Genomic DNA, 21,060 nt, shown 5'->3' with positions numbered 1-21,060 from the left:
GTTACTTCTCCGGGCTTTCGTCAAACAACGCATCCACAAAGGTGCGGGCATCGAAGCTGCGCAGATCGTCCACCTGCTCACCCACGCCAATGTAGCGGATAGGGAGCTGCAACTGCCGCGCGATGGCGAATACAATACCACCCTTGGCAGTGCCATCCAGCTTGGTCAGGGTAATACCGCTGACACCTACCGCCTGCTGGAACACCTGGGCCTGACTCAGGGCATTCTGGCCCGTGCCGGCGTCCAGCACCAGCATGACTTCATGGGGTGCGGTGTCGTCCAGTTTCTTTATAACCCTCACCACCTTTTCCAGCTCGCTCATCAGGTTATCTTTGTTCTGCAGGCGACCGGCGGTATCAGCGATCACCACGTCCACCCCGCGGGACTGGGCTGACTGGACCGCATCGAAAATCACCGACGCACTGTCGGCACCGCTATGCTGGGCCACCACAGGCACATTGTTGCGCTCACCCCACACCTGCAACTGTTCAACCGCAGCCGCCCGGAAGGTATCCCCCGCAGCCAGCATCACCGACTTGCCGTCGCGCTGGAACAACTTGGTGAGCTTGCCGATGGTCGTGGTTTTGCCCACGCCGTTCACGCCCACCATCAGGATCACGTAAGGCTTGGTGGCAGTGTCGATTTCCAGGGGTTTGGTGACATCCGCCAGCAGACCGTGGAGCTCGTCCCGCAGGGCCTTGCGCAGAGCTTCGCCATCCTTGAGCTGGTTGCGCTCCAGCTTCTGGGTCAGCGATTCGATAATTTCCGAAGTAGCGGTAACGCCCACATCGGCCATGAGCAACGTGGTCTCGATTTCCTCCAGCAGGTCCTCGTCGACCTTCTTGCCAAGGGAGAACAGATCGGCAAAACCACCGGTGAGATTGGCGCGGGTTTTACCCAGCCCCTTGCGAATGCGCTCGAAAACGCTGACCTCGGGCGCTTCGGGTTCTGGCTCTGGAGCCAGCTCAGGCGCGGCCGGCTTTTCCACCGGGGCTTCGGCAGCAACCGGCGCTTCGGCGGCCTGGGCACCACCAGCCTCTGCTTCCTTATCCGGGCCAGCCTTGGGCGCCGTGCCTTCCGGCACTTCCGGTTTTTTTTGGGGTACTGGCTTTGGCCGGGGGACACGTCGACGGTTGGCCGCCACATCCAGAATAAAGACAAGGACAAGAAGGGCCAGAAGGCCGATATCAATCCACTCTGCCGTCATAGTCATACCATTGGTTATCGATTCGAGGGGCAAAAGAAAGACGGTATTCTAGCAGACTGACTGCCCTAAGTGATGACCGCAGGTGACTCACCGGATAAACCTTCGTATCATGTCGCCACCTGCATCCCCAGGCGCACAAAAACAGCGACCAAGAGGCCTTCTCCAGAATGGCGCGCAACCAGAAACCCAGGCCAACAACCAGTGGCGGCGAACTCCGCATCATTGGCGGCGACTGGCGCAGCCGCAAACTGCGTTTTCCCGAAGCAGGCGGAGTACGCCCCACACCGGCGCGCACCCGCGAAACCCTGTTCAACTGGCTTTCGTTCCACCTCGCCGGCAGCCGCTGCCTCGACCTATTCGCCGGCTCCGGCGCCCTCGGTCTCGAAGCCCTCTCCCGCGGCGCCGGCACAACCGTCTTCGTCGACCACACTGCTGAACTGGCCCAGGCCCTGCGCAACAACCTGCGACTATTGAAATCAGATAACGGAGAAGTGACGTGCCAGAACGTCGACACCTACCTGTCCCAGAGACCGGCCAAGCCGTTCGACATCCTGTTCATGGACCCGCCATTCAGACAGGGCTGGCTGGAAAAACTGTTCCCGCTGATTGCGGATAATGGCTGGATAAAACCGGGAAGCTGGATCTACGTGGAACACGAAAGCGAAATGCCGACACCCACGGCGCCGGCCAACTGGGCACTGCACCGACAAAAAACAGCAGGCCAGGTAACCTACTGCCTGTTTAGAGTGGGAGAATCAGAACCCACCTGAAGAAACCGCAACAGCGATTCCACAATGGTAAAATCGGTCTCGGGGTGGGGTGCCTTTTCTGCCGGGAAAAGGTGTCTGAGCGAAGCGAGTTCTTTTCCCAGAAGAAAAGGCACCCCGCCTCGGGACCAGACACCTGAACCATCAGGCTAAAAGGTCGATCACGGAGAAGGCCGAAGCGAATAAGCCCGCAAATGCGCCGCAAAGTCTTCCAGATAGCGAATACCACTGGCCTCCGCCTCTCGGCACCACTCCATCAGCGCCTGCAGCTTCTCCTGAGGCTTGAGCCCACGACGGCGCCATAGCGCCTGCAACTCATTGCTCTTCTCGTAAATCTGCCGCAGCACCGCATTGCTCTCGAGCGCTGTCTCCAGGTGCTCCTTCTCCTTGGGCTTGATCAACGTCACCTCACGGGACAGCAAACGCTTCAGACTGCGATACCGGGGGCGAATCTCCTCGTCCATCAGCGCCTTCTGCTGACGCAGCACCGGCTCCATCACCCGCTTCCGGTATTGACGCATGATGTCAAACCGGCTGTTGGTAATCGCCTGCACGGTTTCCACATCCACTTCCTGCTTGCCGGGCACATAATGGGCAATCGGCTTGAAACCCTTGGGCTTGGCCAGCCCGAAGAACTGGAACAGGCGGATATAACCCCAGCCGATGTCCACTTCGTACCAGCGCCGGGAGAGCTTGGACGAATTGGGATAGGTATGATGATTGTTGTGCAGTTCTTCACCGCCAATCAGGATGCCCCAGGGCGAAATGTTGCGGGCGTTATCCGCACATTCAAAATTGCGATAGCCCATGAAGTGACCGATACCATTGACCACACCGGCGGCCCATACCGGAATCCACATCATCTGGACCGCCCAGATCCAGATACCGTGAACACCGAACAGCAGCAGGTCGATTACTGCCATCAACTGGATGCCCAGCATGCGGTAACGGCTGTACACCTTGTTCTCAACCCAGTCTTCCGGAGTACGCTGGCCATAACGCTCAAGGGTTTCCGGCGTGCCGGCCTGGTCGTATAGTTCGGCACCCTCAAACAGCACCTTGCGAATGCCCAGAACCACCGGGCTGTGAGGATCTTCCTCAGTTTCGCACTTGGCGTGATGTTTACGGTGGATTGCCGTCCACTGCTTGGTGTTCTGCGCGGTGGTCAGCCACAGCCAGAAACGGAAAAAATGCGCCAGCACCGGATGCAGATCCAGTGAATTGTGGGCAGAATGGCGATGAAGATAGAGCGTCACGCTAATAATAGTGATGTGGGTAAGCCCCAGCGCAACCAGAATCAGCTGCATCACCGAAAGGTCCAGAAGACCGTTGTACCACATAGAGTTTTCCTCGTTCGAAATCATAAGGTTGCAAAGTGCATAACAGGGCCACGGCAGCCTGAGGCCTGACGGATCCGGTACTGCCTAACAACCGTATCTGGTCACTTTAGCGTACAGTTGTTAGCCCGAACAACCGCATTTGGATGGGAATTTGTTACTGATTACACTTATTCGCTACTGGCCGCACGTCCGGAGAAAAACCTTTTGCCCGAACTACCCGAAGTAGAAACCACCCGACGCGGCATCGCGCCCCACTGTGAAAACCGCACCATCACCCGGGTAACCGTGCGGGATGCCCGCCTGCGCTGGCCGGTGCCGGACAACCTGGCGGAATTGCTGGAGGGCGCCGTGATCCACACCGTGGACCGCCGGGCAAAATACCTGCTTATTGGCGTAAGCTCAGCTACGGTGGCGGGTTCGCTGATTGTCCACCTCGGCATGTCGGGCAGCCTGCGGGTAATCACCGACCAGAGTGAGCCCCTGCTCCATGACCATGTGGAACTGGAACTGGACAACGGCATCCGCCTGCGTTTCAACGATCCCCGCAGGTTCGGCTGCTGGCTGTGGTCGGAAACCCCGGATCAGCACCCGCTGATTGCCAGCCTGGGGCCGGAACCCCTGGCACCGGAGTTCAGCGGTCGCCTTCTCTATCAGCTGTCACGGGGCAAAAAGACACCCGTGAAGTCGTTCATTATGGATAACCATGTAGTGGTGGGGGTGGGGAACATCTACGCCAACGAAGCCCTGTTCAAGGCCGGCATCCACCCCCGCCGTGCCGCCGGCCGTATCAGCCTGGACCGTTATAACCGCCTGGTGGAGGCCATTCGCGAAACCCTCAGCGCTGCCATACTGATGGGGGGCACTACCCTCCGGGACTTCGTGAACAGCGATGGCAAGCCGGGCTATTTCGCCCAATCGCTTCAGGTTTATGGCCGCACCGGGGAGTCATGCCCTGAATGCGGGCACAGGTTGAAGGAAATCCGCATGAACCAGCGCTCGACGGTGTACTGCGCCAGGTGCCAGCGCTAGAAACAGAAAAACCGTTTGAAAATGCGCAAATATGATTCATAGTTAACAGAGTATCCAGAATTGTAAGCTACAATAAGTGGTATATATCGCCAGCCACCTGATGCAGGGTGACCATCGGCCAGCCCAGAAGGCCGACCAAGAATGCCGACAAAGCCAGGAGAAACAAGAAATGACCGGTAAGATTTCCCACATTGTTATTACAGCTGTAGCGGTTTGCCTGCTGGCGTTTTCCTCTGTCGGCCACGCCCAGGCCATTGATGAAGAGCCTACGGCGCTGGCAATGACCGGTGATGCCCTGTTTGTTCGCCCGGCCCTGCTTGCCACGACCATAATCGGAAGCGCCGTCTATCTGGTCTCCCTGCCATTCTCCGCGCTCGGTGGTAACGCTGGCGAAGCCGGTGAAGTGCTGGTTATGGGCCCGGCGAAGGCTACTTTCGTACGTTGCCTGGGCTGCACCCGCACCGGCAAGAAGCCAGAGACCGTCGAACAGGGCAGCAACTGATCCGTAAAATCCCGCCTTGCCAATTTGCACATTCTTCGGCAGCCTGAAGATTCATCAACTTCAGGCTGTTTTTGTTTATGGTGAACTGGCATTCCCTCGATACTGTGTTCCTGGATATGGACGGAACACTGCTCGATCTGCATTTTGACAACCACTTCTGGCTGGAACACCTGCCCAGACGCTATGCCGAGTTCAACAACCTCAGCCCCGAAGAAGCCCGCGACTCCATCATCCCCATGATCATGGCCGAGCGCGGCTCCCTGAACTGGTACTGCACCGATTACTGGAGCAACCGCCTGAATCTGGACATCACCGGCCTGAAAGCGGAAGTGGGCGAGCGTATTGGCTACCGCCCCCATGTAACGGATTTTCTCGATGCCGTGAAAAGCGCGGGACTACGCTCGGTGATTGTCACCAACTGCCACCCCGATCCACTCAGCCTGAAACTTGAGCGAACCGGTCTGGACAGCAGGGTGAACAATATTATCTCCAGCCACCAACTGGGCAAGCCCAAGGAAGACCCGGCCTTCTGGCAGGACCTGGACCGTCTGGAACCATACCAGCCTGCCGCCACGCTCATGGTTGACGACAGCTTCCCGGTACTGGAAAGCGCCCGCGCTGCGGGCATTGCCCAGTGCCTTGCCATACTGGCACCCGACAGCAGGCAGGCCGCCCGTGACAGACACCCGGACATCCCCTCGATTCATCACTTCGATGAAATCCTGCCTTCCCTGCGTCAGCGCCAGCCCCTGCCATCCGGCCAGTGAGACAGCTATACTATGCGTATACGTTCATCAGGTGAGGAGACATGACGGCAACCACCACTGACGACACCCGCGTAAGACTCGACAAATGGCTTTGGGCAGCGCGCTTCTATAAAACCCGCAACCTCGCCAAACAGGCCATCGAGGGAGGCAAGGTTCACTACAACAGCCAGCGAACCAAGCCCGGCAAGGTGGTTGAACCTGGCGCTGAAGTCACCCTGCGAATGGGTTGGCAGGAGCGCATCATTGTGGTGGACGACATCAGTGATCGACGCCGGGGCGCCCCTGAAGCCCAAAAGCTTTACCACGAAACCGAAGACAGCGTGAAACGCCGGGAAGAGCTCTCATGGCAGCGCAAGACCATGCAGGCAGCGCAGTTGCCACCGGCCCGGCGGCCCTCCAAAAAAGATCGCCGGGACATACAGCGCTTCCGGGAACAGAACGGGCTGTAACGCCCCCCTCAATGATCACCGATTACGACCATAACGCTCAGGAGAAAACACCATGGCATCCCGGGACCAGTTCCAGCGATTCATATTTGAAGACAGCCAGGTCCGGGGAGCCTGGGTGAAGCTCAACGACAGTTACAGTGAAATTGGCAACCAGGCGCCCTATCCCGCCTCGGTGAGGCGCATGCTGGGGGAATCCCTCGTGGCCAGCGTACTGATGAGCAGCACCCTCAAGTTTGAAGGCACGCTCTCACTGCAGGCCCAGGGCAATGGCCCACTGCGCACCCTGATGGCAGAATGCAGCCACGACCGATTCATACGTGGCCTTGCCCGCTACGACGAACATGCTGTAACTGAAGACACTCTGGATGCACTGCTGGGCGAAGGCCGCATGGCAATCACCATCTCACCGGACAAGGGCCAGCGCTATCAGGGCGTAGTGCCACGGGAAGAGGAAAATCTGGCAGGCTGCCTGGAGGAGTATTTCGAGCGCTCTGAACAGATTCCAACCAGCTTCTTCCTGTTTGCCGACGAAAACTGCAGCGCCGGACTGATGCTGCAGAAACTGCCCGGCAACACCGAGGATGACTCCGACCTTTGGGACCGCCTCAACCACCTGGCCAGCACTGTAGAGGCCGAGGAGTTACTTGAACTGGACAGTGAAACCGTACTCCACCGCCTGTTCCACGAAGAAACCGTGCGCCTGTTCGATGCCGAACCCGTCGCGTTCCGCTGCAGCTGTTCCAGAGAGCGAACCCTGGGTGCGCTGGAGGCCATCGGCAAAGAAGAGTGTTACAGTATTCTGGAAGAACAGGATTCCATTGAGATGGATTGCCAGTTCTGCCACGCTCACTATCGCTTCGATAGAAATGATATTGATCACCTTTTCACCGGTCATACGTTACACTGAATACCCGGCTGAATGGCCCGGAAGCCAGTCGTAGAGCGGCTTCCGGGGCAGTCGTTTTTTACCGGCGTCTCTGGCATAATAGCGCGCCTGAATTGACCCGATTGCTCAGATTTCCGCCAATTTTTTAGGGGGGGCGGCCTGGGTAATCACGATCACATCCCGAGGGCGAGGTCGAAGTGAGTAACACTTATAATGATCTGTGTGCAGCACGACTGGTCGAGCTGGCACTGGAAAGACGTGAAGGCCAGCTGGCCGCAAACGGTTCACTGGTGGTAAAAACCGGCGAGCGTACCGGCCGGTCCCCGATGGACCGCTACATCGTGGAGGAACCAAGCACCTCTGACGACATCCACTGGGGCCCCATCAACCGTCCGTTTGACGCGGAAAAGTTTGATGCCCTCTGGGACCGCGTGGAAGCCTACATCGCCGAGAAAGACAGCTTTGTAAGCCATGTACATGTCGGCTCCGACCCGGAACACTATCTGCCGGTACGCATGACCACCGAAACCGCGTGGCAGAACCTGTTCGGCCAAAACCTGTTCATTCGCCCGGAAAGCTTCAACCCGGCTGACAAGCAGGAATGGCAGATCCTCAACGTTGCCAATTTTGAGTGTGTGCCTGAACGTGATGGCACCAACAGCAACGGATGCGTGATCATCAACTTTGCCCGGCGCAAGGTACTCCTGGCCGGCATGCACTACGCCGGCGAAATGAAAAAAGCCATGTTCGCGGTGCAGAACTTCCTGCTGCCGGAGAAAGATGTGCTACCGATGCACTGCTCCGCCAACGTAGGTGAAGATGGTGAAACCTGCCTGTTCTTCGGGCTCTCCGGCACCGGTAAAACCACCCTCTCTGCCGATCCCGAGCGTTTCCTGATTGGTGACGACGAGCATGGCTGGGGCCCCGGTACCGTTTTCAACATCGAAGGCGGCTGTTACGCGAAGTGCATCGACCTGAGCCAGAAGAACGAGCCCATCATCTGGGACGCCATCCGCTTCGGTGCCATCGTTGAAAACGTCACCATCGACCCGGAAACCCGTGAGCCGGACTACACTGACGTTTCCCTCACCGAAAACTCCCGCTGCGCCTACCCGCTGGAGCACGTTGAGAAGCGGGTGATCGAAAACCGCGCCGGTGAGCCGTCACACATTGTCTTCCTGACCTGCGACATGACCGGTGTACTGCCGCCCGTGTCCATCCTCAGTAAGGAAGCTGCGGCCTATCACTTCCTCAGTGGCTACACTGCACTGGTAGGTTCTACTGAAATGGGCTCTTCTTCCAAACTGAAAGCCACCTTCTCCACCTGCTTCGGCGCGCCTTTCTTCCCGCGCCCGGCCGGCGTATACGCCGAGCTGCTAATGAAGCGTATGGACGAATTTGGCAGCAAGGTCTTCCTGGTAAACACCGGCTGGACCGGCGGTCCTTACGGTGTGGGTGAGCGCTTCAGCATCCCCACCACCCGCGGCATCATCGCCGCCATCCAGAATGGCGACCTGGACGACGCCGAAACCGAACACCTGCCGACCCTGAACCTGGAGGTACCGGTAGACGTGCCTGGCGTCGACAACAACCTGCTGAACCCCCGCAACACCTGGTCCAGCAAGGAAGACTACGATGCCAAGGCCGCCGAACTGATTGGCCAGTTTGTCGAGAACTTCAAAAAGTTTGATGTGTCCGACGCCATTGTGGAGGCCGGGCCGAAAGCCTGAGTCCCGCCTTTACGGAAAAAGCGCCCTGCTCTTTGAGCACGGCGCTTTTTTTGTGTTCAATAAAAGCGGGCGATCCCCTATGGATGGTACAACTGAATCACCACTGCTCCCTGTCTTCAGCGCTTTCCTCCGCTTCAATTTCCGCCTTTCGCTCCTGGATCTTCCTCATTTTTTCCTTGGATATCGGCATCCTGCCGCTGTCACGCAACATAAACAGACCGCCAAGTACCAGTGCAATGGCACCGAGAAGGAAGACCCATCCGATCGTTGGCATAAGCATGACTCCCTGACTGGATTGGTTTCCTTTATAGTGGACCACACAGCTTCAAACCTACAACCAGATTTCGGATATTACTCCCATGTCCTTTGCCCGAATTTATGATCAGGCGGCCGCCCGCAAGGGAGGAGAGGTCGAATTACGCGCGCTTCTGCCCAGGGTGGCCGGCCCTGGTGAACTGGAGGCCCTGGGTGATGACCGCTACCTGTCTGAGGTTACCCGCTGTGTGTTCAAGGCGGGTTTTGTATGGCGGATCATCGAGAACAAATGGCCCGGGTTCGAGGCCGCATTCAAGGGTTTTGTGCCCCTCTACTGGCAGCAGGTTCCGCCGGAAGTGCTGGAAGAACTGGCTCAGGACGAGCGCATCGTGCGGAACATGCAGAAAATCCGCACCGTGCCCGAAAATGCCCGCATGATTGTCGATGGGGCCCGCGAAAAAGGCAGCTTTGGCGCATTCCTGAATGATTGGCCTTCCCAGGACCAGGTTGGGTTACTGATGTGGCTCAAGCGCCACGGTGCACGGCTGGGTGGGAATACCGCCCAGTATTTCCTGCGACGGGTCGGCTGGGATGGTTTTATCCTGTCTTCGGATGTGGTGGCCGGACTACACCGTGAAGAACGGCTGGATGCAACACCAGGTAGCAAGAAAGCCCTGATGCAGGCGCAGCAGGCTTTTAATGGCTGGCACCGCGAGACCGGACTACCTTACAGCCATTTGTCACGGATTCTGTCTTATTCGGTGGGCGACTCGTAAATACCACCTGTCGATATTATTTACATATTGATCGGAACCTCTTCCCCTGTCGTGACCATAACGTCTGAATTCATTTGAAATTCCAGGCTATGGCTCACTATTTGCTGATGACAAAACAGATCAACAAACAGTGCAATTGGGGATAGATCACATGACTACTTTTAGCCGTATCGCTGTATTGGGCATTCTTGGCGCCAGCCTGGCAATCACTACGTCCGCGAGCGCCAACCTGATTGAGAACGGTAGCTTTGAGAACCCGGAAGTCACCACTGGTACCTGGGATTATTTCTCTTCGGATGATGTCGCCGGCTGGAACGGCAGCAACATCGAGATCTGGGAAAGTGGATTCAATGGTGTGAATGCCTACGAAGGTGATCAGTTCGCCGAGCTGAATGCCCATCCGGATATGACCGATCCCTTTGGAATCTACCAGGAAATAGACACCATCATTGGGCAGAGCTACGCACTGAGCTTTGCCTACCGGGCTCGCGAGAGCTCTGCAGAGAGCTTCATGCTGTCCCTGGTTGGCGATGGCCTCAGCACCGACTGGACGCTGGATGATCACGTTACCGGCAGCTGGAGCGTGTTCTCCGGCAGCTTTACGGCCACGTCACTTAAAACAACGATCAAGTTCACCTCCGTCAGCCCGGAAGGTACCATCGGAAACTTTCTGGATGATGTGAGAGTTACCGCCAAGGTACCGGAGCCCGGCACACTGGCCCTGATGGGGCTGGGTCTACTGGGTCTGGGGTTTCGCCGTCGCCGCTAGTCGCTGGCTGAGAACCCGCCGACAATCCAAAAGAGCCCCGTGATGCGATACGAGGCTCTTTTTGCCATCAGTGGATACCAATGGCAGGATAAGCGCTTTCTGAGTACGTGCTGGAGAGCGCTATGAATCCAACCATTGAGCTTCTGAAGTCCCACCGCTCGATCCGCAAGTTCCAGGATCGGAGGATTCCCCGCGATCTTTTTGAAGAGCTGATTCGCGCGGGTCAGAGTGCTGCCACGTCCAGCCATGTGCAGGCATATTCCGTCATTCAGGTAATCAATCCAAAAAATCGTGAGGCGTTGGCAGAACTCAGTGGCGGCCAGCGTTATGTGGCAGAGTGCTCTGACTTCCTGGTGTTCTGCGCCGACATGAAACGGGCAACAGATGCCGCTGAGCGGGCCGGGGCTGAGGTGGTTCGTGGCATGACCGAGCAGCTACTGGTAGCCAGCATCGATGCGGCACTGGTCGCCCAGAATGTCGCTACGGCGGCAGAGTCCGCAGGGCTGGGCCTGTGTTACATCGGCGGCATCCGCAACAACCCCGCCGAAGTGAGTGAATTGCTGCGCCTGCCGGAACACGTCTATCCGGTATTTGGCATGTGCCTGGGTTATCCCGACCAGGACCCTGAGGTAAAACCACGCCTGCCAATGGCTTCGATCCTCAAGAAGGACTATTACCAGGACAGTCAGGACACGGAACTGGTAGCGGAGTTCGATGCCACCATGCGCACCTATTACCAGCTCCGCACGGGGGGCACCAAGGACACCAACTGGTCGGAGCAGCTCAAGCCGCTGTTCTCCACCAAACTTCGCCCCCATATGCGCGACTTCCTTCGTGGCAGGGGCTTCGAGATGAAATAGGGCCCTTGTTCACGCCCCCCTTGTTCAGGCATAAAACAATAACGGTACGAAGGCCACCAGTACCAACGATATGCCCATGGCAATAAGCGGCATGATGATGCGTTCGTGGCGCTGGTAGAACGTGCCCTCTTCCTGCTGCGCCGCCAGTACTTCCGCTTCCCCCACCACTTGCCGTGTCAGCAGGTGGTTCAGAGCCACCGGCGGGCTCAGGTAGCCCAGCTCAAAGGCAACCAGGGTAACCATCCAGAAATGAATCGGGTGTATACCACTGCTGTAAGCTATGGTTGCCACGGTGGCTGTTACCAGGATAACAGCGCCAAAGGCATCCATGATCATACCCAGGATCACCAGGATCACCACCATCAGCAACATGGCAGACCAGGCACTGTCGAAGGCCTGGGGGAAGGCTTCCATCAGGTGGGATCGTTCGATCACACCTCCGATACTCACTGACAGGCCCAGCAACAACAGAAGTGCGCCAATCTCTGCGGTGGTGTCATTGGTAGCAGAGCGCAGGCTGCGCTCCAGGCCCTGGTGATTGATCTCGCCACTGGCACGGCCCTTGCGGTTTTTCAGGCTGATGTGTTCATACAGCAGGATCGCCAGCATGATCACCGGCAACAACCGCGGCGCTGAGAATTCATCCATGTTCACATCCAGAGCAAAGCGGTACAGCAACACCACGGCTGTGATCACCAATGCGTAGGGAATCAGGTTCTTCAAGGCCGACATCATCGGCGGGAAGGCAGTGGATGCCGGAGCCAGGTCAAACCTGCTCTGGCGGTTAACAGTCAATGCCACTGCGGTAAACATGGCAGCAGTCAGCACGAACACCCAGATACCCCAGCCAAACAGCTCGTCGGTTGTGACTTCCCGGTTCAGGTAGGCGATAACCACCACCAGAAGGCAGGGCCGCAGCACCACGCCCATGGAACCGGACATCGCGGTCGCAGCCAGCGCCAGGTGGCGCCGTGCCCCTGCGGCTCGCAGTTCGCTATATATGACGGCACCGGCCGCTATTACAAAGATCCCGGACGCACCGGTGTAAGCAGTGGGTACCGCTGCCACCAGCACCGCTACCACAGCCAGCATTTCCGGCGGCATGCGCCAGGGCCGGAATACGTTGAACACCAGTGTGGCCAGGCGCGTCTGTTTGAGCATCATACCCACCCAGACATACAGGCCAACGTTCAGAAACATGTCCGACAGTTCCATCATCTTGCCCAGGTAGATCCCGATACCGGAGGCATGGCCGATCAGCGCAAAGTAGGTGCCCGATATCAGACACATAACGGTATAAAGGGGTACGGCCAGGAAGGCCTTGTTCAGGTCCCCCCCTTGCTGCAGGTCATCCGGCACCCGCATAAGCCGGTAAAGGCTGGCGAGCGTCAGCGCGGCGAACCCGATGATCCACAGGTTGTGGAGCAGCAGCTCCTCGGAAGACATGGTGTTGTCAGAGCCAAAGCTGGACTGGCGGAAAATCACACTGGAGCCCAGCAGCATGGCATTGGCCACCGTCTGCAGGGTGTGGGAAACCGTATAATCCAGGCGGGTCTCCATGGCCCGCATGGCGATGTGGTGGCGGGTCAGGGTGGCAGTTACCGCACACAGCATGACCAGGATAACCAGGATGTAGCGCTGTGATTCCAGCCCGAAGGCAATCAGGTCGGCCACGAAGAGCTCCACCGTTCGGTAGGCTTTCACGCCTGGCGTGAGCTGGTCCTTCAGGTTCTCGTAGCTCTGGTAGCTCTTGCGGCAGTCTTCCACCGACCGCTCGATGGCCAGACGGACATCCGCCGGATCCTTTTCGGTGTCACCCAGCAATGCCGCCATGGGGTTATCACTGCTTTCCTCCGCCAGCTTTTCCTGTACTGCCGCCTCGATATCCACATTCGGATTACAGGTTGGCTGTACCGGGTCGGTCCTCAGCTTGTAATAGCCACTCCACAACTGCTCGCCACCGCGCAGCATCTGGTTGTGGATATCACTGCTGGTGGAGAACAGCACCACCGACAGCAGAAGCAGACAGGCTGGCAGGGAGGAGAACCACTCCCGGCCACTACGGTGAAAACCACCCTGGGACATAACAACTCACTCTGGGAATGTTGATTTACAGCAGATCATCCAGATCCATGGTTTCGACAGCTTCCTTCTCGTCGTCCCAGAAGGTTCCCAGTTGCCCGGTGGGCGTCCGGTGACCGGTGTTCTCCATCCACATGCGGTCAGAGATGGCGACGATCATCTGGGTAGCCATGGCATCCACGAATTTCCATTCCTCGTTGGCCGGTATCTCACCAATGGCTTCAGCATGGCTGCGGATAACAGAGCGCAAGCGCTCCTCGTCGCCTTTATTCTGGGCGGCAATGGCATGGAACACATGGCTGATTCTTACGCCGGCTTCCTCGCCCTGCTCATCGGCAATATCCAGGCGTTCAAAAGCATCTTCACCTTCCGGCAGAGCACCCGGGATCATCGCCCACACGGTGGCCCGCAGGGCCATGGGGGCTCCCCACCATTTTTCGTTTTCCAGGCAACTGGTGGCGCGGGCAACTGTGGAACCAATATTCTTGGGAACGCCAATGGACGACGTGGACTGGATTTCGGCATTCAGTGCCTGAAGGCCCGACAGCAGGCCAGCCAGGTAAATAAATTCACCAAGGTCATCGTCGAAGCCCGGACACTCGCCTTCATCCGGCTTGCCGTAGAAGGCATTGTGGTGTTTCCAGCCGCGGTGATAACGCTTCGCAGCCAGTGACAGCGCGCGCTTCTGGCGGATCATGGCGTCTTCGGCCTCTTCGGCGTTCATCGCCCGCAGTGCGCCCAGGCCAGCCAGTTCGTGCTCCCGTGCCTGCTCCTCGGCACAGCCACCCGCAGAGAGGTAGAGCATCACTGCCAGCTGGTCCGGTTCGCTGGTTACACGGCCGAAAGACATCAGAAGGGGCGCCGTGGCCTCACTCATGGCACAGCCCATGGCCAGATCTTCACTTTCCAGAAGGTAGGGCACGGTGTGATTGCGGGAAAACCCCTGCATCACATCACCGGTGGTCTTGTAGATCATGTTGTTGACGACACCACAGCCACTGAGAACCGCACTCGCAAGAACAGCCGCAACCGCACCACGAAACCGGATAAGTCCGTGAGGGAGCAGCCTGGCAGGCTTCTGAATACGTGTCATAACTTCGCACCTTCTACTTTTCAGTGTTGTTATTGTTCAGCGCTGTAACTGCGCAGGGTTGGTTCAGGGGACCGGAGCATCGTCAGGCCGGGCCAGGCTTTTAGCCGGTTACAGTTTGTAACCAAAAACGCATTATCCCCGACAACTCCCTGTTTTTATGAGACTCCGCCCGCAAATGAGACCGGAGGTCCAAATGTATTCTGACTGCCGGTTTGCACAATGGGGCGCAACCCGCTATAGATTTGCTCAGCCGAAGGTTACGCAGCCGTCGGCCAGCAACCAAAAATGACAATAAGGAGTACCCAATGCGCAAACCTGAACTTGCCGCCGCCGTTGCAGACCAGACCGGATTAACCCGGGACAAGGCCAGCGAAGTCATCACCGCTTTCACCGACCAGATCTCTGCTGCCGCCGCCCGGGGCGAAGACACCACCCTGATCGGTTTCGGCACCTTCAACATTCGCAGCCGTGACGCTCGCGATGGCCGCAATCCTCAAACCGGTGAAACCATCCGGATACCCGCCAGCAAGACTGTCGGCTTCAAGGCAGGCAAAGCGCTGAAAGACGCGATCCGCTAAAGCGGCCGCCGGGGGCCGTCCGGCCCCCGGTCATTACCGGCTCAGGATGCGCACTCGGAACGGGAGGCATCCACCCGGCAGCGAATTGCCTTCATCAGGTTGATGGCACGCTCGTCGTACACTCCATCTTCAAGCAATGACAACCGCACTTTACGCAGCATCTTGTCGTACTCGGCCACGTCTTCCTGTGGCGGGTGCATCCAGACGTCATCCGGAATACCAGCTTCTGCCTCGGCGATAATTTCGTAGGCTTCATCGATGCGCTTGATGGCCTGGTCCCGCACCATCTGTCCTGCATCATCCGGGAAACGGTCGCGGTGGATAATCACCTGGAAGTTCATGTAGGCCAATGCATACTTGAACACACCACCGTTGGGGGTCACGCCCTTGTAGAGTTCCAGGGGGGAATAGGCAACGGCCGGCGCGTAGGCCAGGTCGACACTGCCATTGTTGAATTTGCCGGCAAAGTTGGCGGAGTTGGAGCCCACCACGGAAGCGCCCACGTGTCGCACCATGCGCACCGACGCGGTATCGAAGTCCAGAGTTGCAATGCGCTTGCCCTGCAGTTTTTCAACCGAATCAACGGACCGATCCCGAGTATGGAGGTACACCGCCCCGCCGGGGAACACGCCGGCCACTTCATAGTCGCCGTCAATCAGGAAGGGGCGCGCCTTTTCCTGGCTGAGAGTGTTGTACAGCAACCGCATTTCCTCTTCACCGGGTACCGCGCCCATGGCCTCCAGGGTGCCGGTAAACCTGTTGAACTCACGGGCGCGGGTGCCGGTGAGCAATACCGCGTCGCACTGGCCGGCCTTGAAGTCTTCGGCAGCGACCTTCTCGTCGGTATAGGCGCGCAGATCCAGCTTGATGCCCTCCCTCAGGGCAACCGGCTGAAAGGTTTTGGTGATGGCAAACAGCGGACCGTTGGCTCCGACCGGATCAAACACACAGAAGCTTCGCTCCATGATGTCCGATTCCGCCTGGACGAACGGCGATAACGCAATACTGACACACAGGGCGGCAACCGCTGTGGCCTTTCGCGGTAAGTTGACTAGTTTCACGGGGATGACTCCTGAATTATTATTGTCTGGCCGAGATTAGGTCGGCCACGACAAGAATACGTTGGCACAGGTGCCTGTCTTCAAGGGCTCTGAAGCAAAAAGGTAAGGAACTGTGACGGGCTCGACAGAGGTTTAGCAACCTCTGCCACATTTTGCCGGCATGACGGCGCCGACTACAGGTTATTGCGAGGCCAGGCCTGTTGTCCTTCACACAGGGTAAGACGAACCACACCCGGTATTGCTTTACCCGGCAGTGGCACATGCCGCCCCACCGAACAGAGGCTGGTGTTGTCCGGAGTCCAGCTTGCTTCTGGGTCAAACACGCACAAGTCTGCAATTGCGCCTTCCCGGATTTCGGCAGACCGGCCTATGACTGACGCAGGACCGACGGTCAGTGCCCGCACCAGGCTTGCTCTATCCAGCTCACCCCGCCCTACCAGCAGCAGGCCCATGGACAGGGTGCTCTCGATGGTGGACAGGCCCGGCTCAGTAGCCGCCATGGGTGCCTGCTTGGCAGCGGAGTCGTGGGGCTGGTGCTGGCTGGTAATGGCGTCTATCACGCCATCACGTACGCCGGCCAGCAATGCCTGCCGGTCCTTCTCCGAACGCAGTGGAGGACGCACATGGTAGCGGCTGTCAAAACCGGCCAGGGCGTCTTCAGTAAACACGAGCTGATGAATAGCTACGTCGGCGCTCACCGCAATACCACGCTTTCGGGCCTCCGCCAGCATTTCCACGCTACGGGCACAGGACAGCTGACTCAGGTGCAGACGAACGCCGGTTTCTTCCGCCAGCAACAACATTTCCATTATCGCAGCGGTTTCCGCCACTTCCGGGATGCCCAGCAGACCCAGCCGGGAAGCAACCAGCCCGTCGTGAGCGTATCCATCAGCTGCCAGCGCCTGGTTCTCAGGGCTGAACATCACCGTCAGGCCGAATGTCTGGGCGTAAGCCATGCACCGGCGCAGCACTCTTGCATTCTTCACCGGGCGTGCAGCATTGCCCAGCGCAATACAGCCTGCGCCGGCCAGGCCCGCCATGTCACTGAGGAGGTCGCCTTCCAGACCACGGGTGATAGCCCCCACGGGTAGTATCCGCACGGCGGAACGTTTGGCGGCCACATCCAGAATCAGGTTGGTAACTGCACCGGAGTCGTTTACCGGCGAGGTGTCCGGCGAGGCGCACAGGGTGGTGAATCCACCGTGGGCAGCGGCAAGGCTCTCCGAGGCAATGTTACCTTTCTGACCATTCCCCGGCTCCCGCAGGTTGCAGCACAGGTCCACAAAACCGGGAGCAAGAATGCAGCCACTGGCGTCAAAAACCTGCTCGGCTGATTGCTGCCCGGCAGCCTCGCCCACTGCGGTAATGATTCCATCCCGGATCAGCACCGTGGTCTCAGCATCAGTATTGGACAGGCGGCCACCCGTAATTTTCAGACTCTTCATGCCTCGGCCCTCCCAGCCAGCTTTCGGTTACGCTCCGCCATCTGGCCGCCCATGGCCATGGACATGACTGCCATGCGAATGGCAATACCATTGGTGACCTGGTTCAGAATCACCGATTGCGGCCCGTCGGCCACCGCAGACTCTATCTCCACACCTCGATTGATGGGGCCGGGATGCATCACAATGCACTCAGGATCGGCCAGGGCCAGCTTTTCCTGGTTGAGACCATAGAGTCGATAGAACTCACGCTCGCTGGGCAGCAATGCCCCTTCCATACGCTCTTTCTGAAGCCGCAGCATGATCACCACGTCCAGGCCTTTCATACCCCGGACCATATCGTATTCCACGGTACAGCCCAGGCTCTCCACGTCCCTCGGCAACAGGGTGGCAGGCGCAATCACACGTACCTCGGCGGCGCCCAGTTCGTTCAGGGCGCGAATCTGGGAACGAGCCACCCGTGAGTGCAGAACGTCCCCGACAATCGCCACTTTCAGCCCCTCAAAACCCCCCTTGTGCTGGCGGATGGTAAGCATGTCGAGCATGGCCTGGGTGGGGTGGGCATGACGGCCGTCTCCGGCATTGATGATGGCCACGCCAGGGGTGACGCTTTCGGCAATAAAATGAGGAGCGCCGCTCTGGGAATGGCGTACCACAAACATATCGCTGGCCATGGCCTCGAGATTCAGCAGGGTGTCGGACAGCGATTCGCCCTTGGAGGTGGCCGATGTGTTGATATCCAGATTCAGTACATCTGCGGACAGGCGCTTTGCGGCCAGCTCAAAGGTGCTGCGAGTGCGGGTGCTGGATTCGAAGAAAAGATTAACAACAGTACGTCCCCGCAGTAGCGGTACCTTCTTGATGCTGCGTTCCCCCACTTCAATAAAGGAATCCGCAGTGTCGAGGATTTCGGTCAGCAGTTCCCGACTCAGACCATCGAGAGTCAGGAAGTGGCGTAACTGGCCGTCGGCGGTAAGCTGCAGGGATGAGGAGGAAGGATCGTTTGCCGTCATGTGTCGCCTGTTGATGTTATGCGTTCGCTGATTACTTGCCGGTTTCCTGAAGTTCAATATGCAGCGGGTCGGGGCCACGCAGTTTCACACGCTGGTGCGACTGCAGGGCCAGCACACGCCCGGTTACATCCGGCTGAACCGGCAATTCCCGCGCCCCCAGATCCACCAGTGTGGCCAGGATGATACTCGCCGGCCGGCCATAATCGAATATTTCATTCATGGCTGCCCTGATAGTGCGACCACTCATGATCACGTCGTCGATCAGGATAATGTCCCGGTCTTCGGTACTGAAAGGCAAACTGGAGGGCTTCACTTTCGGGTTCAGGCCGATGCGGCTGAAGTCATCCCGGTAAAAGGAGATGTCCAGCTCGCCCCAGGGCTCTTTCAGGCCAAGGCGTTTGCTCATGACATCCGCCAGCCAGACACCGCCGGTACGGATACCAATCAATGCAGGAGATGTCACGCCCCGCTCTTCCAGCTTCCTGCGCAGGCCCGCTTCCAGGTCGTCCAGCAGCCGGTCCATATCAAGCAATGCAGTCATTTCAATCCTCACATACAGCAGCCTGAGACTGGTCAGGCAGAACGGGATTCCTGCTGATGAAACCAGGTTTCCAGAATCAGTACAGCAGCGCGGTCGTCCACGCCGTCACGGCCAAAATCACGGCTGCCACCGGCGGCCATGACGTCGCCCTTGGCCTCAAAACTGGTCAGCCTCTCATCCACCATTTCCACCTCTACGTGAAAACGGCCGTGTAAACGTTTACCGAATTTGCGGGCACGGGCACACATGTCGTTCTCGGTGTCGTCCATGTTCAGGGGCAGACCCACCAGCACCCTGTCGGGCCTCCATTCCTTTAGCAGGCGACCAATCTGGTCCCAGTCCGGGACCCCGTCCCGGGCCGGCAGCATGGCTACGGGGCTGCCGGTGCCGAGCAGCTCCTGACCACTGGCAACACCGATGCGCCGGGTGCCGAAATCAAACGCCATCACCCGGCGGTTTCCGGCCTCAGGCATGTCCAACAGACTCGCTGAGCTGATTGAGGTCGATGCCGATCAACTTCAAGACAGCCTGATATCGATCTTCCCAGGAGGTGCGGAACAGAATGTCCGGGGTGGCGGGGCAGGTCAGCCAAGCGTTACTGGCCAGTTCGTCTTCCAGTTGACCTTCGCCCCAGCCTGCATAGCCCAGGCAAACCAGATAATGCTCCGGCCCCTTGCCAGCGCCGATATCCGACAGCACATCCCGGGATGTAGTGAGCAGAACATCGTCGGATACCTGCGCGGTATTCTGCCATCCCGCGTCGGGGGAGTGCAGTACGAAGCCGCGCTCGGGCTGGACCGGACCACCACCGTAGACAGGAACATCCAACTCGCCACCTTCCATATCCAGTTGCTCGAGGATTTCTCCCAGATGGATATCCAGGGGATGATTCACTGTCAGCCCCAACGCACCCTCATCGGAATGCTCGCACAGATAAATCACCGCCCCGTGAAAACGGGGGTCCTGCAAGTAGGGTGAGGCCACCAGAAACTGGTGCCTCAGGCTGTGTGGAGAGTGTTTTGATGCTGTCATCCTGATGTCAGCCCCCGCCGTTCAAATACCCAGGTGCGGATAATTTCCAGTTCATCGACATTCTCGCGCATGTCCTCCGGGAAGGGCGCGAAAGGCGCGGCCATCCTCACGATGCGTATCGCAGCATCATCAAGCACGGTACTCCCGGATGATTCGAGTATAGCCAGTTCCTTTATTGTGCCATCCTTCTTCAGGGAAACCAGCATCCGCAATGTGCCATAGATGCCGGCCCGCCTGGCTTCGGTAGGATAGTTGATATTACCGACACGGGTTACCTTGCTGACCCAGTTCTGGACATACCAGGCATTGGTCGATTTCAGGGTAGAAGCCGCCGTAACGCGCATGACTCTGGGCTTTTTGGCGTAGGCCCGGCGCTGCTGATCAAATCTGGCCTCAAGACTGGCAATCTCCAGGCTGCGCTCCATCAGGCTTTTCTTTTCCTTGATGGGCAGCGGCTCTTCCGATTGCGGCTCTGTGGTATCAGGCTCCGCGACCTGGCGCTCGCTGGACGCCTTGGTCTGCACGACCGGTTGCTCCTGCTGTTGCACCGGTTTCGATTGCGAAGGCGGCTCCGGCTGGATCTCGGCGATCTCCTGCTGACTGATTTCCGAGGGCTGCGGCGAGGTCATCTCCACCGGCTCTTCCTCGGAGCCGCTGCCTTTCTGGCTGGTCTGGGCAAGGAAATCGGCCTCTTCCGGATCGGTCTCGTCGTCAAACTGCGACAGGGTGATTTCCATGGTCTGTGCCGAGGAGCGGGGAGGCTCTGGAGCAAAGGTGATGCCCAGCACCACGATGGCGTGAAGCGCCAGCGCCATGAAAAGGGTAAAAGAAAACCGATCGAAATCGCTGACCTGCACTGCCATTCCTGAAGTTTACCTCGG

23 protein-coding genes are annotated in these 21,060 nt (G+C 58.2%); 11 read left to right on the top strand and 12 right to left on the bottom strand.

The annotated features are described in order from the left end of the window. Position 1: 1 nt before the first annotated feature. Entirely contained in the window at positions 2-1,207 is a 1,206-nt protein-coding gene (gene ftsY / locus QPM17_RS07115) for a signal recognition particle-docking protein FtsY (protein ID WP_285390350.1), read from the bottom strand. A gap of 167 nt (positions 1,208-1,374) precedes the next feature. On the opposite strand from ftsY, the gene rsmD reads away from it, so the two are divergent. Beyond that, positions 1,375-1,977: a 16S rRNA (guanine(966)-N(2))-methyltransferase RsmD gene (rsmD, locus tag QPM17_RS07110; RefSeq protein WP_285389964.1), complete on the top strand. Its 603-nt coding sequence runs from the start codon at positions 1,375-1,377 to the stop codon at positions 1,975-1,977. Positions 1,978-2,135: 158 nt separating this feature from the next. On the opposite strand, the gene QPM17_RS07105 is transcribed toward rsmD, so the two are convergent. Continuing rightward, positions 2,136-3,314: a DesA family fatty acid desaturase gene (locus tag QPM17_RS07105; RefSeq protein ID WP_285389963.1), complete on the bottom strand. Its 1,179-nt coding sequence runs from the start codon at positions 3,312-3,314 to the stop codon at positions 2,136-2,138. A 204-nt stretch (positions 3,315-3,518) separates the two neighbouring features. Between QPM17_RS07105 and mutM the strand changes: the two genes are divergently transcribed. The 6 genes from mutM to QPM17_RS07075 all read left to right on the top strand — a co-directional run bounded on the left by mutM (position 3,519) and on the right by QPM17_RS07075 (position 8,677). After that, the gene (mutM, locus tag QPM17_RS07100) at positions 3,519-4,343 is read left to right on the top strand and encodes a bifunctional DNA-formamidopyrimidine glycosylase/DNA-(apurinic or apyrimidinic site) lyase (protein ID WP_285389962.1); all 825 of its coding nucleotides are present in this window, start codon (positions 3,519-3,521) and stop codon (positions 4,341-4,343) included. Positions 4,344-4,512: 169 nt separating this feature from the next. Continuing rightward, positions 4,513-4,845 carry a hypothetical protein gene (locus QPM17_RS07095; protein ID WP_285389961.1) on the top strand — a complete coding sequence of 111 codons (333 nt, stop codon included), beginning with the start codon at positions 4,513-4,515 and terminating at the stop codon, positions 4,843-4,845. A 77-nt stretch (positions 4,846-4,922) separates the two neighbouring features. Next, positions 4,923-5,612, top strand: coding sequence for a GMP/IMP nucleotidase (gene yrfG / locus QPM17_RS07090; protein WP_285389960.1), 690 nt, complete (start codon positions 4,923-4,925; stop codon positions 5,610-5,612). Positions 5,613-5,653: 41 nt separating this feature from the next. Then, positions 5,654-6,061, top strand: a complete 408-nt coding sequence (hslR, locus tag QPM17_RS07085; protein ID WP_285389959.1) for a ribosome-associated heat shock protein Hsp15 — start codon at positions 5,654-5,656, stop codon at positions 6,059-6,061. Between the two features lie 52 nt (positions 6,062-6,113). Then, positions 6,114-6,968, top strand: a complete 855-nt coding sequence (gene hslO, locus QPM17_RS07080; protein WP_285389958.1) for an Hsp33 family molecular chaperone HslO — start codon at positions 6,114-6,116, stop codon at positions 6,966-6,968. Between the two features lie 176 nt (positions 6,969-7,144). Then, entirely contained in the window at positions 7,145-8,677 is a 1,533-nt protein-coding gene (locus QPM17_RS07075) for a phosphoenolpyruvate carboxykinase (protein ID WP_285389957.1), read from the top strand. Between the two features lie 97 nt (positions 8,678-8,774). Here the strand turns inward: QPM17_RS07075 and QPM17_RS07070 are convergent, their stop codons facing one another. Next, positions 8,775-8,951 (bottom strand): DUF2897 family protein, encoded by a 177-nt coding sequence (locus tag QPM17_RS07070; protein WP_285389956.1) that lies wholly within the window; start codon positions 8,949-8,951, stop codon positions 8,775-8,777. A gap of 85 nt (positions 8,952-9,036) precedes the next feature. On the opposite strand from QPM17_RS07070, the gene QPM17_RS07065 reads away from it, so the two are divergent. From QPM17_RS07065 to nfsA, 3 genes are all read left to right on the top strand, one after another. Then, positions 9,037-9,708: a DNA-3-methyladenine glycosylase I gene (locus QPM17_RS07065; protein WP_285389955.1), complete on the top strand. Its 672-nt coding sequence runs from the start codon at positions 9,037-9,039 to the stop codon at positions 9,706-9,708. A gap of 151 nt (positions 9,709-9,859) precedes the next feature. Beyond that, positions 9,860-10,477, top strand: a complete 618-nt coding sequence (locus QPM17_RS07060) for a PEP-CTERM sorting domain-containing protein (RefSeq protein WP_285389954.1) — start codon at positions 9,860-9,862, stop codon at positions 10,475-10,477. 122 nt (positions 10,478-10,599) lie between these two features. Then, complete coding sequence (gene nfsA / locus QPM17_RS07055; RefSeq protein ID WP_285389953.1) at positions 10,600-11,337, top strand: oxygen-insensitive NADPH nitroreductase; 738 nt, start codon at positions 10,600-10,602, stop codon at positions 11,335-11,337. A 24-nt stretch (positions 11,338-11,361) separates the two neighbouring features. Here the strand turns inward: nfsA and QPM17_RS07050 are convergent, their stop codons facing one another. Together QPM17_RS07050 and QPM17_RS07045 are read right to left on the bottom strand one after the other, a co-directional pair. After that, positions 11,362-13,422 (bottom strand): TRAP transporter large permease subunit, encoded by a 2,061-nt coding sequence (locus tag QPM17_RS07050; RefSeq protein WP_285389952.1) that lies wholly within the window; start codon positions 13,420-13,422, stop codon positions 11,362-11,364. A 25-nt stretch (positions 13,423-13,447) separates the two neighbouring features. After that, positions 13,448-14,512, bottom strand: coding sequence for a hypothetical protein (locus tag QPM17_RS07045; RefSeq protein ID WP_285389951.1), 1,065 nt, complete (start codon positions 14,510-14,512; stop codon positions 13,448-13,450). A 305-nt stretch (positions 14,513-14,817) separates the two neighbouring features. Between QPM17_RS07045 and QPM17_RS07040 the strand changes: the two genes are divergently transcribed. Then, a complete protein-coding gene (locus QPM17_RS07040; RefSeq protein ID WP_285389950.1) occupies positions 14,818-15,090 on the top strand; it encodes an HU family DNA-binding protein in 273 nt (90 codons plus the stop codon). Between the two features lie 41 nt (positions 15,091-15,131). On the opposite strand, the gene QPM17_RS07035 is transcribed toward QPM17_RS07040, so the two are convergent. From QPM17_RS07035 to QPM17_RS07005, 7 genes are all read right to left on the bottom strand, one after another. After that, entirely contained in the window at positions 15,132-16,055 is a 924-nt protein-coding gene (locus QPM17_RS07035; protein ID WP_285390349.1) for a putative solute-binding protein, read from the bottom strand. A 269-nt stretch (positions 16,056-16,324) separates the two neighbouring features. After that, complete coding sequence (locus QPM17_RS07030; RefSeq protein ID WP_285389949.1) at positions 16,325-17,596, bottom strand: dihydroorotase; 1,272 nt, start codon at positions 17,594-17,596, stop codon at positions 16,325-16,327. Then, complete coding sequence (locus QPM17_RS07025) at positions 17,593-18,606, bottom strand: aspartate carbamoyltransferase catalytic subunit (protein ID WP_285389948.1); 1,014 nt, start codon at positions 18,604-18,606, stop codon at positions 17,593-17,595. The genes QPM17_RS07030 and QPM17_RS07025 overlap by 4 nt, the downstream gene beginning before the upstream one ends. 31 nt (positions 18,607-18,637) lie before the next feature. Continuing rightward, complete coding sequence (gene pyrR / locus QPM17_RS07020; RefSeq protein WP_285389947.1) at positions 18,638-19,147, bottom strand: bifunctional pyr operon transcriptional regulator/uracil phosphoribosyltransferase PyrR; 510 nt, start codon at positions 19,145-19,147, stop codon at positions 18,638-18,640. 32 nt (positions 19,148-19,179) lie between these two features. Further along, entirely contained in the window at positions 19,180-19,620 is a 441-nt protein-coding gene (ruvX, locus tag QPM17_RS07015; protein WP_285389946.1) for a Holliday junction resolvase RuvX, read from the bottom strand. Further along, positions 19,613-20,179 (bottom strand): YqgE/AlgH family protein, encoded by a 567-nt coding sequence (locus QPM17_RS07010; RefSeq protein ID WP_285389945.1) that lies wholly within the window; start codon positions 20,177-20,179, stop codon positions 19,613-19,615. The genes ruvX and QPM17_RS07010 overlap by 8 nt, the downstream gene beginning before the upstream one ends. Continuing rightward, complete coding sequence (locus QPM17_RS07005) at positions 20,176-21,042, bottom strand: energy transducer TonB (protein ID WP_285389944.1); 867 nt, start codon at positions 21,040-21,042, stop codon at positions 20,176-20,178. The genes QPM17_RS07010 and QPM17_RS07005 overlap by 4 nt, the downstream gene beginning before the upstream one ends. Positions 21,043-21,060 lie beyond the last annotated feature (18 nt).

The organism is Marinobacter azerbaijanicus (assembly GCF_030250645.1).
Lineage (GTDB): Bacteria > Pseudomonadota > Gammaproteobacteria > Pseudomonadales > Oleiphilaceae > Marinobacter > Marinobacter azerbaijanicus.
Note: the sequence above shows the minus strand (reverse complement) of the source record. Positions and strands in the feature narration are given on the sequence as shown.

Excerpts from the sequence above, each read along its gene's own strand:
- ftsY (WP_285390350.1), bottom strand. The coding sequence starts at position 1,207 with ATGACGGCAGAGTGGATTGATATCGGCCTTCTGGCCCTTCTTGTCCTT.
- rsmD (WP_285389964.1), top strand. The coding sequence starts at position 1,375 with ATGGCGCGCAACCAGAAACCCAGGCCAACAACCAGTGGCGGCGAACTC.
- QPM17_RS07105 (WP_285389963.1), bottom strand. The coding sequence starts at position 3,314 with ATGTGGTACAACGGTCTTCTGGACCTTTCGGTGATGCAGCTGATTCTG.
- QPM17_RS07095 (WP_285389961.1), top strand. The coding sequence starts at position 4,513 with ATGACCGGTAAGATTTCCCACATTGTTATTACAGCTGTAGCGGTTTGC.
- yrfG (WP_285389960.1), top strand. The coding sequence starts at position 4,923 with ATGGTGAACTGGCATTCCCTCGATACTGTGTTCCTGGATATGGACGGA.
- hslR (WP_285389959.1), top strand. The coding sequence starts at position 5,654 with ATGACGGCAACCACCACTGACGACACCCGCGTAAGACTCGACAAATGG.
- hslO (WP_285389958.1), top strand. The coding sequence starts at position 6,114 with ATGGCATCCCGGGACCAGTTCCAGCGATTCATATTTGAAGACAGCCAG.
- QPM17_RS07070 (WP_285389956.1), bottom strand. The coding sequence starts at position 8,951 with ATGCCAACGATCGGATGGGTCTTCCTTCTCGGTGCCATTGCACTGGTA.
- QPM17_RS07065 (WP_285389955.1), top strand. The coding sequence starts at position 9,037 with ATGTCCTTTGCCCGAATTTATGATCAGGCGGCCGCCCGCAAGGGAGGA.
- QPM17_RS07060 (WP_285389954.1), top strand. The coding sequence starts at position 9,860 with ATGACTACTTTTAGCCGTATCGCTGTATTGGGCATTCTTGGCGCCAGC.
- nfsA (WP_285389953.1), top strand. The coding sequence starts at position 10,600 with ATGAATCCAACCATTGAGCTTCTGAAGTCCCACCGCTCGATCCGCAAG.
- QPM17_RS07050 (WP_285389952.1), bottom strand. The coding sequence starts at position 13,422 with ATGTCCCAGGGTGGTTTTCACCGTAGTGGCCGGGAGTGGTTCTCCTCC.
- QPM17_RS07045 (WP_285389951.1), bottom strand. The coding sequence starts at position 14,512 with ATGACACGTATTCAGAAGCCTGCCAGGCTGCTCCCTCACGGACTTATC.
- QPM17_RS07040 (WP_285389950.1), top strand. The coding sequence starts at position 14,818 with ATGCGCAAACCTGAACTTGCCGCCGCCGTTGCAGACCAGACCGGATTA.
- QPM17_RS07035 (WP_285390349.1), bottom strand. The coding sequence starts at position 16,055 with ATGGAGCGAAGCTTCTGTGTGTTTGATCCGGTCGGAGCCAACGGTCCG.
- QPM17_RS07030 (WP_285389949.1), bottom strand. The coding sequence starts at position 17,596 with ATGAAGAGTCTGAAAATTACGGGTGGCCGCCTGTCCAATACTGATGCT.
- QPM17_RS07025 (WP_285389948.1), bottom strand. The coding sequence starts at position 18,606 with ATGACGGCAAACGATCCTTCCTCCTCATCCCTGCAGCTTACCGCCGAC.
- pyrR (WP_285389947.1), bottom strand. The coding sequence starts at position 19,147 with ATGACTGCATTGCTTGATATGGACCGGCTGCTGGACGACCTGGAAGCG.
- ruvX (WP_285389946.1), bottom strand. The coding sequence starts at position 19,620 with ATGCCTGAGGCCGGAAACCGCCGGGTGATGGCGTTTGATTTCGGCACC.
- QPM17_RS07010 (WP_285389945.1), bottom strand. The coding sequence starts at position 20,179 with ATGACAGCATCAAAACACTCTCCACACAGCCTGAGGCACCAGTTTCTG.
- QPM17_RS07005 (WP_285389944.1), bottom strand. The coding sequence starts at position 21,042 with ATGGCAGTGCAGGTCAGCGATTTCGATCGGTTTTCTTTTACCCTTTTC.